The following is a 13,232-nucleotide window of genomic DNA, read 5'->3' as shown; positions in this document are numbered from 1 at the left end:
CTGTCATATGAGCGCAGGCTTATTGGGTGATGGGGGCCGCGTCCGGTTTGGCGAGCAGTTGCTCGACGTCGTCGATCACCTTGAGGGCCGCCTGGGGGCCGCCGGTGGAGGTCCACAGCGAGCCGTCCACGGCGCCAAAGCGCTTGCCCTTGATGGCGTTCAGTTGCTGGAAGGCCGGGGTCTGCTCGGCCTGCTTCATGGCATCCACCGCATCGCCGCTGGCGCTCAGGGTGCCTATCACCAGCCAGTCACCGTCCAGCAGGTTGAGGGACTCCAGGCTCAGGGCCGGGGAGTGGGGGGTCTTGTCGCCGATCTGGTGGGTCGGACGGGCCAGCCCCATCTCTTCCACCACGCTGCTGGCGAAGGTGCCGCCGTGCATGTAGCTCGGGCCCTTCGGGTTCCAGCGCACTATGCTCAGGCGCTCGCCCTGATGCTTGGCAAGCTTGCTGCGGGCCTCCTGCAGGCGGGCGTCATACTGGGCGAGGAAGGCCTTGCCCTCGGCATCCCGGTTCAGCACGTGGGCGCTGCGATTGAAGATCTCCTTCCAGGAATCGCCCCAGTTGCCGGTGACCACTGTGGGGGCTATCTCTTGCAGCAGGGTCAGCAGCTCGGGTTTGGTCTGGCCGGTGAGGATGAGATCCGGCTCCAGATCGATCAGCCGCTCCAGATTGGGGTTGTCCAGATCGCCGACCACGGCGATATCCTTGCCCGCCTTGGTCAGCAGGTAACGGGGCAGTGTGCCCTGGCCGCGACCGTTGACCGTGCCGACTGGCTGCAGTCCCAGGGTCAGGGCCGTATCCAGATCGATTTCGCTCAGCACCACCACCCGCTTGGGCTGGGCGGGCACGAGCTGGGTCTTGCCATCGGCATCGGTCACCTGACGGGTCTCGGTGCCGGCCTGGGCCTGAAAACCGACCAGGCTGGCCAGCATGAGCGCGGCGGCCAGGGGGGAGGAGATCTTCATCGTTACATCCTTCTTGGTGAAATCAGCGGAAAACCGGGCCCCAAACGGGCGGCCTTATGCTATCACAAATTCAAATGATAAAAATTGTCATTTGCGTTTGTGGTGTTTGGACTGGGTGATTTGCTACCATGGCCGCTCTCGAACCAAGGGCTTTTTCGATGCCAATCGCTCCCCTGGCTGCCGGATCCCGAGGCAGCTTTATCCTGCAGGCCGACTGCCTGCCACTGCCCGGTTTCGCGGAAATTGCGCTGCAACGAGTCTGCTTCGATCTCGCTGCCTTCACCCCGGCTTGCTATGAGCAGGCCGAGATCCTGCTGCCTGCCAGCTTGCAGCGCGCGGCCCCCAAGCGGCTGGGGGAGTTTCTGGCCGGCCGGCTGGCGGCGCGCCAGGCCCTGCACCGCTTTGGGCTGGATGATCATGTGGTGGCCATAGGGGCGGCCCGCGAGCCGCGCTGGCCTGCGGGGTTTGAGGGCAGCATCAGCCACAGCCTGTTGCAGGGGCGCGGCATGGCCCTGTGTGCGGCACGTCCGGGTCAGGCTGGTATGGGGCTGGATCTGGAAGCCTGGCTGGAGGATGGGCAGGCGAGCGAGCTCTGGACCGGCATCGTGGATGATGAGGAGTGGGCGCGGCTGCAGCGCTGTCCGCTCGGTCCGGCCCTGGGATTGACCCTGGTGTTCTCCGCCAAGGAGAGCCTGTTCAAGGCGCTCTACCCCAGGGTGGGGCGCTATTTTGACTTTCTCGATGCCCGCTGGCTGGCCATGACGGAGCAGACCCTCACCCTCGAACTAAAAAGTGCGCTGACTCCGGAACTGCCCGTCGGCTGGCACTGTACCTTGCACTGGCAACGCTTGCCGGGGGGCGTGTTGACCACGCTTGTGCTCTGAACGTGCCTTTGCCGCTCGGTGTCATGGGATCAAAAAAACCGCCATCAAGGCGGTTTTTTTGATCCTGCGTTCAGGCCTGCTGCTGCATGGCAAAGGCGTGCGGGCGGCGGCGCGGCACTATGATGGGGGCGCCGTCGCCGGGGGCGTGCAGTATGTCCACGTCCGTCTGGTAGAGGCGGTCGATGAGGGGCTTGGTCACCACCTCGCGAGCTGGGCCCATGGCCTGGATCTTGCCCTCGCCGATGGCGATCAGCTCGTCGCAGTAGCGGGCGGCGGTGGCGAGATCGTGGATGACGATGAGCACAGTCTTGCCCTCGGCGGTGATCTGGTGGATGGCCTCCATCACCTCCGTCTGGTGGCCTATGTCCAGCGCGCTGGTGGGCTCATCCAGCAATATGATGTCCGCGTCCTGGGCCAGCACCATGGCCAGCCACACCCGCTGGGCCTGGCCGCCGGAGAGGGAGCTGGCGCTCTGCGCCAAGATGTCGCCAAGCTGCATCCGCTCGCAGGCCCAGCGCACCATGCGGGCATCCTCTTCGCTCCATTGATTGAACCAGCCCTGATGGGGATGGCGGCCGTACTGCACCAGCTGTTCGACCTGAATGCCGGCGGGCACCAGGGGGCGCTGGGGCAGGTAGGCCAGCTCCCGGGCCAGCGCCTTCATGCCGTAACTCTCCAGCGGTTTGCCCTTGAGCAATATCTCACCGGATTGGGGCTGCTCCTGGCCAGCCAGCAGCTTGAGCAGGGTGGATTTGCCACCGCCATTGGGGCCGACTATGCCGACCAGCTTGCCCTTGGGAATGGTGAAGGAGATGTCGTTGAAGACGGGCTTTTGCTGATAGCCGAAGTGGAGGCGATTTAGGGTGAGGGTCATCAGTCGGTTCTCTGTCTGTCTTTGATCAGAATAAACAGCAGCAGTATGCCGCCAAGAATACGGGTCATGATGCCGGTGGCGACCTCATGGGGGCTGGCCAGCACCCGCACCAGGGTGTCGCTCGCCAGCAGCAGCAGGGCGCCACACAGGGCGGCAATCCACAGCGGCACTATGCGATCCCGGCTCATCCAGGAGGCGAGTATGGGGGCCGCCATGGCGATGAACACCACTGGGCCGCCGATGGCGGTGCCAAGGGCCGCCACGACTATGGCCTGGGCCAGCACGCCGAGCTGCACCCGGTTGACGTTCACTCCCAGACTCTGGGCCGTGATGGGGCCCAGACGCAGCACGCCCAGGGCGCGGGAGAGATAAATGATCCAGGGGCAGACCAGCAGGATCAGGATCCCCACAGGCACGACTGTGCCGTAGCCCTGGCCGACGAAGTTGCCCATGTTCCACAGGTAGAGGCTGGTGAGGTGCACCAGCGACTGGGTGGACATGACGAACTGGCCGATGGCGTTCATCAGCTCGGAGACGCCGATGCCGATCACCACGAACAGATAACCCTGCTCCCCCGGCTTGTTGCACAGGGCGTAGAGCACGGCGGCGGCAAACAGGGCGCCCAGCGGCGCGGCCCACCAGGGCCAGCTGCCCAGGGTTAGATAGAGGGAGAAGGCGATGATGGCGAGCGACGCCCCCTCGTTGACCCCTATCATGTCCGGGGTGGCGAGGCGGTTGCGAATGAGGGTCTGCACCAGGCAGCCGGAGAGGCCCATGGCGGCGCCAGCCACCAAGACGGCGACAATGCGCGGCAGCCGGATCTTGAAGACAGTCACCTCATCGAGTCGGCTCCCCTCGCCGAGCAGGGTCTGGATGACCCCCAGCATGGTGAGCTTGCTTGAGCCCAGGGTCAGCGCCAGCAGGGAGAGCAACACCAGGGCCACCAGGAGCCCCAGCGTGATCAGCCAGGCGCGGCGGTGCAGCAGCAGGGTGCGCTCACCCAGTCGCAGGCAGAGGGTGCCGGAGGGGAGAGAAGCGTTCAGCGGTTTATTCATTGGATTGTTCATGAGGCAGGTCGACCTTATTTGACGGCCAGCAGGGAGCGGAAGCCGCCACTGCGCACCACCATGATGAGCACGGGGGCACCGATCAGCGCCAGGATCACCCCGTTGGGCAGCTCGAACGGCTGGATCAGCCAGCGGGCCAGTATGTCGGCCCCCAGCAGGAACAGCACGCCAAACAGGGCGGAGAAACGCACCTGGATGGCGAGGCGCACCGGCTCCACCAGACGGGCGCAGTAGGCGGCCAGGAAGCCGACGAAACCGATGGGGCCGGCGATGGCGATGGCGCAGGCGGTGAACAGGGTGGCGGCCAGCAGCACGCCGATCCGCACCCGGGTCGGCCGTATGCCGAGCGCCTGGGCCTGGTTGTCCCCCATCTGCATCAGGGTGAGCTGGCGACACAGGGCCAGGGTCAGCAGCAGACCGGCCAGGGCGAAGGGCACCACCGTCAGCACGGCGTCGAGATCCGAGGCGGCCAGCGACCCCAGGTTCCAGAAGCGGAACTGCTCCAGCACCACCTTGTTGGAGAGCAGCAGGAAGTTGGAGAGGCCGCCGAAGGTGGCGGAGAGGGCGACCCCCACCAGGATGAGCTTGAGCGGATTGGAGCGACCCACCATGAGGCCGAGACCCAGTACTATGAGGTTGCCAAGCAGGGCACCCATGCCGGACCAGAGCAGGTAACCGTAGGCGGATTCGACGCCAAAGTAAGTCAGCCCTATCACCAGGGCGAACACGGCGCCGGCGTTGACGCCGAGCAGGCCGGGCTCGGCCAGCGGATTGCGGGTGGCGCTTTGCAGCATGGAGGCCGCCAGCGCGAGACAGACGCCCACCACCAGGGCACACAGGGTGCGGGGCAGACGCAGGGTATGAATGATCATGGCGAGCTTTTCGTCGGCCATGAGGGCGGGATCGCCCAGCAGAAATCCGGCGACCTCGCGGCCACCATAGACACCGGCACCCGTGGCCAGTGACAGGCAGATCAGCAGGAACAGGAGAACAACTCCCAGCCAGAACAGCTGTGTTTGGTGTCTGAGCACCCGGCTACTCCTTATTGTCGAGGCGATAAAACGGAAAAAGGGAGCCCTGGACCGGGCTCCCGAACGGGGGATTACAGCTTGTAATCCACGCCGGCGTAGACGGTGCGACCTTCCAGGATGAAGTCGGCGTCGGTGGCGACCTGATCACGCTGGGTGTTGGTCAGGTTGGTGATGCCCAGCTTGAAGTCGAGCGCCGGGGTCACCTTCCACTTGGTGTTGACGTCCAGGGTCTGGTAGTGCTTGGACTTGAGCGCCTGGGAGTTGTGCATCGGTACCTTGATGAACTGGCTGCCCACGTATTGCCAGGCCAGGTTGGTGCTGACGATCTCGGTGGCTTGCCAATCCAGGCTGAGGTTGCCGGTGTGATCCGGGGTCTTGGCCAGATCCTCGCCCGTGCTCTTGTCTTCGGAATCCAGCAGACTCCAGTTGCCGGTCAGCTTGAGGTCGTCTCGCACGTCGACCCAGCCGTTCAGCTCCAGCCCTTTCACCCGCGCCTTCTTGACGTTGAGGTAGGTCATGACGGTCGGACGGTAGCCAGGGCCCCACTGATCGCTCTGGATCAGATCCTCGATGTCGTTGTGGAAGCCGGTCACACCGGCGCCGAAGCGAGCGCTCTCGTAGGCGGTGCCCAGCTCATAGCTGACGGCGGTTTCCGGTTTCAGGTTCGGGTTGCCGACCACCTTGCAGGCGCCACGGCAGGCGGTGGTGGCGAAGCCTTCGCTGGACTGGGCCAGGGTCGGTGCCTTGAACGCCTTGCCGGCGCCACCCTTGATCACCCACTCGTCGCTCAGCTTGTAGAGCGCATAGGCGCGCGGGCTGAACTCGTTGCCATAGGTTTCGTGGTGGTCGAGGCGGCCGGAGAGGGTCAGCGCCAGATCTCCCAGGCTGAACTCGTCCTGCAGATAGAGGGCGCTCTGGCTCGCATCCACGCTGCCGTTGGTGATGCTGCGGCTGTGCTCCAGCTCGGTCTTGCGCATCTCGGCGCCCGAGGTCAGCAGGTGATCCCCCAGATAGCCGCTCAGCTGGCCATCGACCGTGTGGTTGGTCTGGGTGACATCGGCGGCGCCGCCATTGAGCTGGGAATCATCCATCAGATCCGTCTGCTCGAAGTAGTAACGGGCGCGGCTGTCGAAGTGCTCCCAACGGCCGTTGTGGGTGACTCCCAGGCTCAGGCGATCGAGCTTTTGCACGTTGTGCGGAGTGGCCGGTGCGGTCGGGGCACGGGGCACGTTGTTGAAGTAGCTGTCCATGTCGTTCTGGTTGTAGCCCAGATCGAAATCGATATCCTGGTTGTCGCTGACCAGCCACTTCAGGCTGGAGAGCATGTTGACCACTTCCCGTTTCTCCAGCGCATCGGCATCCGGGTTGTTGGACTGATCGCTGTGCCAGCGGTCGCGCTGATAGCCTTCCACCACCACGCTGCCCAGCAGCTTGTTGTCGATCAGGGCACCGGAGACGAAGGCGCTGCCCTGGTTGGCATCGCCACCGTCGCCCTTGGTGGGCATGGTGTGGGTGTAGCCGAAGGCCGCTTCCGTCTTCTCCTTGGCCTGGCGCAGGATCACGTTGACCACGCCGCCGAGGGCATCGGCACCGTACAGGGAGGAGACGGGGCCACGGATCACTTCGATGCGCTCTATGGCCGCCATGGGGATGGAGCTCAAGTCGAAGTCATTGCCAAAGGAGCTGCCCAGGGTCTCGCGGGCGTTGACCCGTTTGCCGTTGATCAGCAGCAGTGTGTAGTCGCCGCCCATGCCGCGGATCTTGATCTCGCTGCGGCCAGTGGGGTTGGTGCCTATGATGTTGACGCCAGGCACATGCTTGAGGGCATCGCCTATGTTGTTGGCGTTCATCTTGTCCAGATCGGCGCGGGTCACCACAGAGACGCTGGCCGGGGCGGACAGCTCGGTGTGCTGGGTCTGGGTGGCGGTGACCACCATGGTCTCGTTGGCCTTGACCGATTCGGCCTGGGCCAGGCCCGGCAGGGCAAACAGGCCGAGGGAGAGCAAAATCGGGTTCAAGCGAAATACGCCAGGCTGCAACTGCATAGTCAAAACTCCATGAATAAAACAGAGGTTATGGGGTCCGGCTCTGGGGCCGGTAGCTCACTGACTTCCTTGTCTGGCGGCGCCAGACTCGGGGTTATTGTTATTCCTTGTCTGCGCCAGCCCCTTGAGCAGGAGCCAGACACCGCCGCAGGCCAGCAGGCCACAGCCGATATTGATCCAGGCGAGCCCCGCAAAGCCATGCAGGGCGCCAGTGTCATCCGAGAAGAGATACCTGGCCGAGAGCAGGCTGCCGAGACCCGCCGCCACATTGGTCACTGTGCCCTGGAAGGACATGAAGGCGGCGCGCTGATGGGGGGCCGGAATGGCCGCCGTGATGGCTAGCGTGGTGCTGGATCGGGCCGAGCTCAGCGCCATGAAGAGGGTAAACAGCAGGTAGACGGGCACGCCGACGGGGGCGGCGAAGCCGAGCAGGGTGATCATCGCCAGCAACAGGCTGGTGATCAGGATGGCGGCCAGCGCCCGGCCCTGATCGATCCAGCTGCCGCACAGCCGCATGGTCGCCATGCTGGCGAGACCGCCACACAGATAGAGGGCGGCGATCTGCTCGCGCGGGAAGGCGAGGTTGAACTGGAAGTAGTTGGCAAAGTGCGGGATCAGCAGGAAGTGACCGAACATCTGCAAACAGAGAATGAGCAGGGCGCCCTGGCAGAGCGGCGAGCCCAGCAGCTGGCGCAAGCCGCTGCCGTGAGGGGCGCGGCTGACCGGCAGGGAGGGCAGCAGCCGGGCGCAGAGCAGGGCCAGCAGCAGGCCGCCAGCGCCAAACAGCAGGAAGGGGCTCTGCCAGCCGAGCCACTGGGCCAGCACGAGGGCGATGGGCACCACCAAAATGGCAGCCAGCGAGAAGGCCATGCCCACGTAGGCGAGGCGGCGGCCCCGTTCGGTCGGGGGAACCAGGTCCAGCACGGCGGCCATCAGGATGGCGGAGAGGGGCCCGGCCACGCAGCCCGACAGAATGAACAGCATCAGCAGTTGCTGGCTGTTCTGTACCAGGGCGCAGGCCATCAGCAGCAGAAAGCGCAGGGTCAGCAGCACCAGCAGAGCGGGTTTGCGGTTGACGCGATCGAGCCAGGGAGCTGCGATAAGCCCCATCAGGGCCGCGCCCAGGGTGGCACCGCCGCTGAAATAACCCGTCTGTTCCGGTTGCATGCCGAGGCTGATGACCAGATCCGGCCCGAGCGGCATCACCATCATCATGCTGCCCATGGAGAGCATGTTGATCAGCATCGCCAGATGGATGATGGCAGGAGTGGTGGTGGCGGTAACAGGCTTCATCAGCGGCTGGCTCGAAAAAATGAGTCCGAATTGTATCCGAGCGATTTTTTCGTGACAACAAATGGTAATCATTTTTATTTGTATTATTTGATCTATCTCCGTCCTTTCGGCTCGCAGGCCGTCAAGGGGGGCGCTCCGGCCCATGCCGCCATCGCCCCTGGGGTGCAAAGTCATTGAAATGCGAGGCAGATGGATCATGATGGTGATAGCCAGACTGGCAGAGACGGTGAGCCGGGCTCCCGGACAGGAGAGAGAGATGAAAAGGTGGCGTTGGAGCGGGATCTTGTTGTTGTGCGGGCTCTGGTGCCTGCCGCTGCGGGCCGAGGTCAAGGTGATCCCGGTATTCGAGGCCCAGGCGGCGGTGCAGACCCTCAAGGAGATCTACCCGGATCTCGGGGTGAGTGCCATGGGCAATCAGCTGGTGCTGAGCGGCAGTGCGGCCCAGTTGCAGGAGGCCGAAGCGACCTTGGCCAAACTCAACCAGCCGCCCCAGAGTCTGCTCGTCGAATGGCGGGTGGATGGCGCCTCAAGCGGTCAGCAGATAGAGGCGGGTATCGGTGGTGATGCGGCCAAACGGCAATGGCTGCTGGAGGGCAATGCCCGGCAATACCAGCGCAGCCAGAACGACAGCTGGCAGGTACGCGGCCTGTCGGGGCGGCCCGTGTTGCTGCAGATGGGCTCCTACCAGCCGGTCACCTTCTATCAGTGGCGCGGTGGTCAGGTGGTGGGCTTGATGCCGCTCATCAACGGTCTCTACGCCACCGCCACCCTGATAGGGGACAGGGTGCAGATAGCGCTCAGCAGCGAACAGGCCAGGCTGGAGCAGGGCACCATCAGCACGGGGCAGAACGCCACCGAGGTGAGCGGTGCCCTGGGGCAGTGGCTGACGGTGGGGGAGCTCTCCACCAGTTCGGCCCAGCAAGGCAGCAGCCTGGGCACCCAGTTGCAGGGGGGGCGCGGCAGCCAGAGCGATCGCCAGACCCTGCAGATCCGGGTCACGCGTCAATGAGTGACCCCTATTTTCTCAGTGAGGTTGATCGGCCGCGTATTCGCGGATCTGGCGGCTGCGCAGCAGATACCAGAGCGCCCAGAGGCTGCCGATCAGCACCAGGGCGGTCGGCCAGCTGAACGACCATTTCTGCAGGTTGAGGCTGTGCAGCTGCATCAGCAGGCCGCTGACGGTGGAGCAGAGCAAGAGGCCGCGGCTGTGGCGCCTGAGCCAGGCGCGCACGCTGTTGGTCTGCTGATAGGTGCCGCCAAAGGCGAGCAGCGCCAGCATGGCGGGCACGTCGGTCAGCAGGCTGATGTAGAGGCTGATCTTGTCCGGATAGAAGAGGGTCAGGATCTCGCTGCCGCTCTCGCGGGTGACCCCGGCCATCAGAAACAGCCAGACCGAGCGGGTCAGCAAGAGGGCGATGGGCCAAAACCAGAGGGGAGGGCGCAACTGGCCGTGATCGTCATATCTGTGTTCGGGGTAGAGGGTCATGGTCGCCCGTTATCCGCTTGGGTTGTGCAAATGATGAAGAGGATATGGGGCAGGCTGGCGCCCTTTGCAAGGCGTGCCGGGTGACACGAATTAATCGGGGGGCCAGTGCCCCCCAATCCATCGTCTCTTTCTATCGCACTTTCTGGCGGCGTTTACAGCCAGCCTTTGCGCTTGAAGAAGAGGCCTGTGCCGAGCGATGACATCACCATCAACACCAGCGAGAGCGGATAGCCATACTCCCAGGCGAGCTCGGGCATGCGCCCGAAGTTCATGCCGTAGATGCTGGCGATAAGCGTCGGCGGCAGGAAGATCACCGCGGCCACCGAGAAGATCTTGATCACCTTGTTCTGCTCCAGATTGGTCACCCCCATGGAGGCCTCCAGCTGGAAGTTGATCTTGTCGAACAGGAACTGGGTGTGGGGCAAGAGGGACTCCACGTCGTGCAGCATCTCGTCGATCCACTTGTTCTGCTCGTTGCTCATGCGCTGGCGCAGGCTGCGCTTGAGGAACCGCAGGGCGCGACGGGTATCGTGCAGGGAGAGACGGATCTGGCCGTTGGCCTCTTCCTGTGCCATCAACTCCTTGAGCATGGGATTGATCTGATCCGGCTCGAAGATCTGATCGGCGGTGTTCTCCAACGTCTTGTAACCGTCTTCGATAAGGTCGGAGAGGTACTCCACCTTGAGGTTCTGCACTTCCAGCAGGATATCGAGGGCATCCTCCACCTCCAGCCTGTCCTGGCGCATGTAGTGGCGCAGCAGGCGCACCAGGCCGATGTCATCCTCGCGGATGCTGATCAGCAGGTTGTTGCGCAGGGTAAAGGAGACGTGGACACCCTTGGTGTCACGGCCGATCCGCTGGGGGAACAGGGAGTGAATGTGCAGACCATCGGTATCCCAGTAGAAACGGGCGGATGCTTCGATGTCGTCCAGCTCTTCCTTGTCGGGAACCTCTTCCAGAAACAGGCCCGTCAACCATTCTCGCTCCGCCGTGTCCGGCTTGTAGGCATCCAGCCAGACGGTGTTGTCAGGCACTATGTCGTCAGGCCCGAGCGTGACTATGTCCAGTACCTTGTTATTGAGAATGTAGGCGGTGATCATCTGTCCCCCCTTAAGAAGTCATGGGTAATCAGGGATGGTTGCACAGGTCATGCGGCCTAGATCGCATAGAAAGCGATCCCGTGGACAAGCAAAACGGGCCGATGGAAAACCTGAATGCGGCGAACTATACAGGGGCGGGGCGCGCTTGTCAGGGCCTATTCATCCGAGGTTCAGCCTGTTCGCTCAAAAAAACAGCGAGGTCGGATCAGCGGATCCGGCCTCGAAAGTAGCAATGCTTGTTCGACCTCCTTGTTCACCTCTGTGCGAAAGATGACTCAGGTTTACCTGCCGGGATTGCGGGATCCTGAGTCCCGCGGTAGCGTCCAGATGATGTGCTGGGGCTGCGCATCCTTGTTGTCGCCGTAGCGCAGCGGGCCTCCCATCACATATTGGGATAGTTGGGGCCCGAACTTCCCGGCGGTGGTGTCCAGACGATGTTCTGAGGCTGCGCATCCTTGGTGTCGCCGCTGATCTGCATGGGCAGTCCCATCACATATTGGGATAGTTGGGGCCCGAACCTCCCTGCGGCGGTGTCCAGACGATGTTCTGGGGTTGCGCATCCTTGGTGTCGCCGCTGATCTGCATGGGCAGTCCCATCACATATTGGGATAGTTGGGGCCCGAACCTCCCTGCGGCGGTGTCCAGACGATGTTCTGGGGTTGCGCATCCTTGGTGTCGCCGCTGATCTGCATGGGCAGTCCCATCACATATTGGGGTAGTTGGGGCCCGAACCTCCCTGCGGTGGTGTCCAGACGATGTTCTGGGGCTGCGCATCCTTGGTGTCGCCGTAGCGCTGCAGACCTTCCATCACATATTGGGATAGTTGGGGCCCGAACCTCCCTGCGGCGGCGTCCAGATGATGTTCTGGCTGGGATCCTTGATGTCGCAGGTCTTGCAGTGAATGCAGTTGGCCGCGTTGATCTGCAAGCGTGGCTGGTTCTCGCTTTCCACTATCTCGAACACCCCGGCCGGGCAGTAGCGCTGGGCGGGCTCGGCCCAGGTGGGCAGGTTGACCGCCACCGGGATACTCGCGTCCTGCAACTTGAGGTGGCAGGGCTGATCCTCATCGTGACTGGTGTTGGCGAGATAAACAGAAGAGAGCTTGTCAAAGCTGAGCCTGCCGTCCGGCTTGGGATAATCGATGGGATCGCAGCGGCCGGCCATGCGCAGCTGGCGGTAGTCCGGCTCCCGGTCCAGCAGGGTAAAAGAGCCCATCAGGGGTAAGGAGGAACCCCGCTGCTCCAGCCAGTTGAAGGCGCCACCAAGCCAGGGACCCCAGCGATGCAGGGCGGCGCCGAAATTGCGGGCTGTCTTCAGCTCCTGCCCCAGCCAGCTCTGTTGCAACGCATCGCTGTACTCGGCCAGATCCCGGCCACCCTCATCGCCACCGCGCAGCGTCATGGCGACGGTTTTCGCCGCCAGCATGCCCGACTTCATGGCGGTGTGAATGCCTTTGATGCGGGAGAAGTCGAGTGTGCCGGCATCGCAGCCGATCAGCAGACCACCGGGAAAGTGCATGCGGGGCAGGGAGTGCCAGCCGCCCTTGGTGATGGCGCGGGCACCGTAGCTGATGCGCTCGCCTCCCTGCAGGGTCTGTGCGATGAGGGGATGGTGCTTGAGGCGCTGGAACTCGGCGAACGGGCTGAGCCAGGGGTTGCTGTAGTTGAGATCGACGATGAGCCCGACCGCCACCTGATTGCCCTCCATATGATAGAGGTAGAAGCCACCCTGGCTCTTGCTGGCTCGGCGTTCGACCAGCGGCCAGCCGCTGCCATGGAGCACCCGGCCCGGCTTGGCCTGATCCGCGGGCACCTGCCACAGCTCCTTGAAGCCGATGGCATAATGTTGCGGCTGGGCGCTGTTTTCCAGATTGAACTCGGCGATCAGCTGCTTGCCCAGATGGCCGCGAGCCCCTTCGGCAAACAGGGTGTAGCGGCCATAGAGCGCCATGCCGGGCACGTGATCCGCCTTGGGATTGCCGGCTTTGTCCAGCCCGAGATCGCCGGTGATCACACCCCGCACCCGCCCCGCTTCCATGATGAGCTCGCTTGCGGTAAAACCCGGGTATATTTCGACTCCCAGCTGCTCGGCCTGCTGACCGAGCCAGCGGCAGAGGTTGCCCAGGCTGAGAATATGACTGCCATCGTTGTGCATGCGCGGCGGCACGGCCCAGTGGGGCAGTTGCAGGGCGCGGCTGTCGTTTTGCAACAGATGAACCCGATCATCGTTGACGGGAATGCCAAGGGGCGCCTGCTGCCAGCGGTCCGGCAACAGCTCCTTGAGGGCTATGGGATCGAACAGGGCGCCGGAGAGCAGATGGGCGCCGATTTCCGCTCCCTTCTCCAGCAGACAGACCGAGAGATCGGCATTGTGCTGCTTCAGGGCGATGGCGGCGCTGAGCCCTGCCGGGCCGCCACCGACGATGACGACATCAAATTCCATTGCTTCGCGTTCCATCTTGCCTCTGCGCTTGACTTGGCCTAGGGTA

At 63.5% G+C, this 13,232-nt stretch carries 11 protein-coding genes; 2 read left to right on the top strand and 9 right to left on the bottom strand.

Going from position 1 to position 13,232, the window contains the following annotated elements; genetic code table 11:
- Positions 1–19: 19 nt before the first annotated feature.
- Positions 20–964 (bottom strand): amonabactin ABC transporter substrate-binding protein, encoded by a 945-nt coding sequence (locus tag CK910_RS18150; RefSeq protein WP_098984234.1) that lies wholly within the window; start codon positions 962–964, stop codon positions 20–22.
- A gap of 158 nt (positions 965–1,122) precedes the next feature.
- On the opposite strand from CK910_RS18150, the gene amoD reads away from it, so the two are divergent.
- Positions 1,123–1,848 (top strand): amonabactin biosynthesis phosphopantetheinyl transferase AmoD, encoded by a 726-nt coding sequence (amoD, locus tag CK910_RS18145; RefSeq protein ID WP_098984233.1) that lies wholly within the window; start codon positions 1,123–1,125, stop codon positions 1,846–1,848.
- 70 nt (positions 1,849–1,918) lie between these two features.
- On the opposite strand, the gene CK910_RS18140 is transcribed toward amoD, so the two are convergent.
- From CK910_RS18140 to CK910_RS18120, 5 genes are all read right to left on the bottom strand, one after another.
- Positions 1,919–2,722, bottom strand: a complete 804-nt coding sequence (locus tag CK910_RS18140; protein WP_043137045.1) for an amonabactin ABC transporter ATP-binding protein — start codon at positions 2,720–2,722, stop codon at positions 1,919–1,921.
- Entirely contained in the window at positions 2,722–3,789 is a 1,068-nt protein-coding gene (locus CK910_RS18135) for an amonabactin ABC transporter permease subunit 1 (RefSeq protein ID WP_098984232.1), read from the bottom strand. The genes CK910_RS18140 and CK910_RS18135 overlap by 1 nt, the downstream gene beginning before the upstream one ends.
- 14 nt (positions 3,790–3,803) lie before the next feature.
- Positions 3,804–4,820 carry an amonabactin ABC transporter permease subunit 2 gene (locus CK910_RS18130; protein WP_043137052.1) on the bottom strand — a complete coding sequence of 339 codons (1,017 nt, stop codon included), beginning with the start codon at positions 4,818–4,820 and terminating at the stop codon, positions 3,804–3,806.
- 71 nt (positions 4,821–4,891) lie between these two features.
- Positions 4,892–6,865 (bottom strand): siderophore amonabactin TonB-dependent receptor, encoded by a 1,974-nt coding sequence (locus tag CK910_RS18125; protein ID WP_098984231.1) that lies wholly within the window; start codon positions 6,863–6,865, stop codon positions 4,892–4,894.
- Between the two features lie 57 nt (positions 6,866–6,922).
- Positions 6,923–8,158, bottom strand: a complete 1,236-nt coding sequence (locus tag CK910_RS18120) for a siderophore amonabactin export MFS transporter (protein ID WP_157774645.1) — start codon at positions 8,156–8,158, stop codon at positions 6,923–6,925.
- Between the two features lie 256 nt (positions 8,159–8,414).
- Between CK910_RS18120 and CK910_RS18115 the strand changes: the two genes are divergently transcribed.
- Entirely contained in the window at positions 8,415–9,167 is a 753-nt protein-coding gene (locus CK910_RS18115; protein ID WP_098984229.1) for a hypothetical protein, read from the top strand.
- 15 nt (positions 9,168–9,182) lie between these two features.
- On the opposite strand, the gene CK910_RS18110 is transcribed toward CK910_RS18115, so the two are convergent.
- The 3 genes from CK910_RS18110 to CK910_RS18100 all read right to left on the bottom strand — a co-directional run bounded on the left by CK910_RS18110 (position 9,183) and on the right by CK910_RS18100 (position 13,201).
- Positions 9,183–9,644 carry a DUF2919 domain-containing protein gene (locus CK910_RS18110; protein WP_042871506.1) on the bottom strand — a complete coding sequence of 154 codons (462 nt, stop codon included), beginning with the start codon at positions 9,642–9,644 and terminating at the stop codon, positions 9,183–9,185.
- Positions 9,645–9,796: 152 nt separating this feature from the next.
- Positions 9,797–10,744, bottom strand: coding sequence for a magnesium/cobalt transporter CorA (gene corA / locus CK910_RS18105; RefSeq protein WP_011705843.1), 948 nt, complete (start codon positions 10,742–10,744; stop codon positions 9,797–9,799).
- Between the two features lie 807 nt (positions 10,745–11,551).
- Positions 11,552–13,201, bottom strand: coding sequence for an electron transfer flavoprotein-ubiquinone oxidoreductase (locus tag CK910_RS18100; protein ID WP_098984228.1), 1,650 nt, complete (start codon positions 13,199–13,201; stop codon positions 11,552–11,554).
- Positions 13,202–13,232: the final 31 nt, after the last annotated feature.

The sequence above is a fragment of the Aeromonas sp. CA23 genome, from assembly GCF_002587065.1.
Classification (GTDB): Bacteria; Pseudomonadota; Gammaproteobacteria; order Enterobacterales; family Aeromonadaceae; genus Aeromonas; species Aeromonas bestiarum.
The sequence above is the reverse complement of the archived record's forward strand: the minus strand, read 5'-3'. Positions and strand labels throughout refer to the sequence as shown.

Excerpts from the sequence above, each read along its gene's own strand:
- CK910_RS18150 (WP_098984234.1), bottom strand. The coding sequence starts at position 964 with ATGAAGATCTCCTCCCCCCTGGCCGCCGCGCTCATGCTGGCCAGCCTG.
- amoD (WP_098984233.1), top strand. The coding sequence starts at position 1,123 with ATGCCAATCGCTCCCCTGGCTGCCGGATCCCGAGGCAGCTTTATCCTG.
- CK910_RS18140 (WP_043137045.1), bottom strand. The coding sequence starts at position 2,722 with ATGACCCTCACCCTAAATCGCCTCCACTTCGGCTATCAGCAAAAGCCC.
- CK910_RS18135 (WP_098984232.1), bottom strand. The coding sequence starts at position 3,789 with ATGAACAATCCAATGAATAAACCGCTGAACGCTTCTCTCCCCTCCGGC.
- CK910_RS18125 (WP_098984231.1), bottom strand. The coding sequence starts at position 6,865 with ATGCAGTTGCAGCCTGGCGTATTTCGCTTGAACCCGATTTTGCTCTCC.
- CK910_RS18120 (WP_157774645.1), bottom strand. The coding sequence starts at position 8,158 with ATGAAGCCTGTTACCGCCACCACCACTCCTGCCATCATCCATCTGGCG.
- CK910_RS18115 (WP_098984229.1), top strand. The coding sequence starts at position 8,415 with ATGAAAAGGTGGCGTTGGAGCGGGATCTTGTTGTTGTGCGGGCTCTGG.
- CK910_RS18110 (WP_042871506.1), bottom strand. The coding sequence starts at position 9,644 with ATGACCCTCTACCCCGAACACAGATATGACGATCACGGCCAGTTGCGC.
- corA (WP_011705843.1), bottom strand. The coding sequence starts at position 10,744 with ATGATCACCGCCTACATTCTCAATAACAAGGTACTGGACATAGTCACG.
- CK910_RS18100 (WP_098984228.1), bottom strand. The coding sequence starts at position 13,201 with ATGGAACGCGAAGCAATGGAATTTGATGTCGTCATCGTCGGTGGCGGC.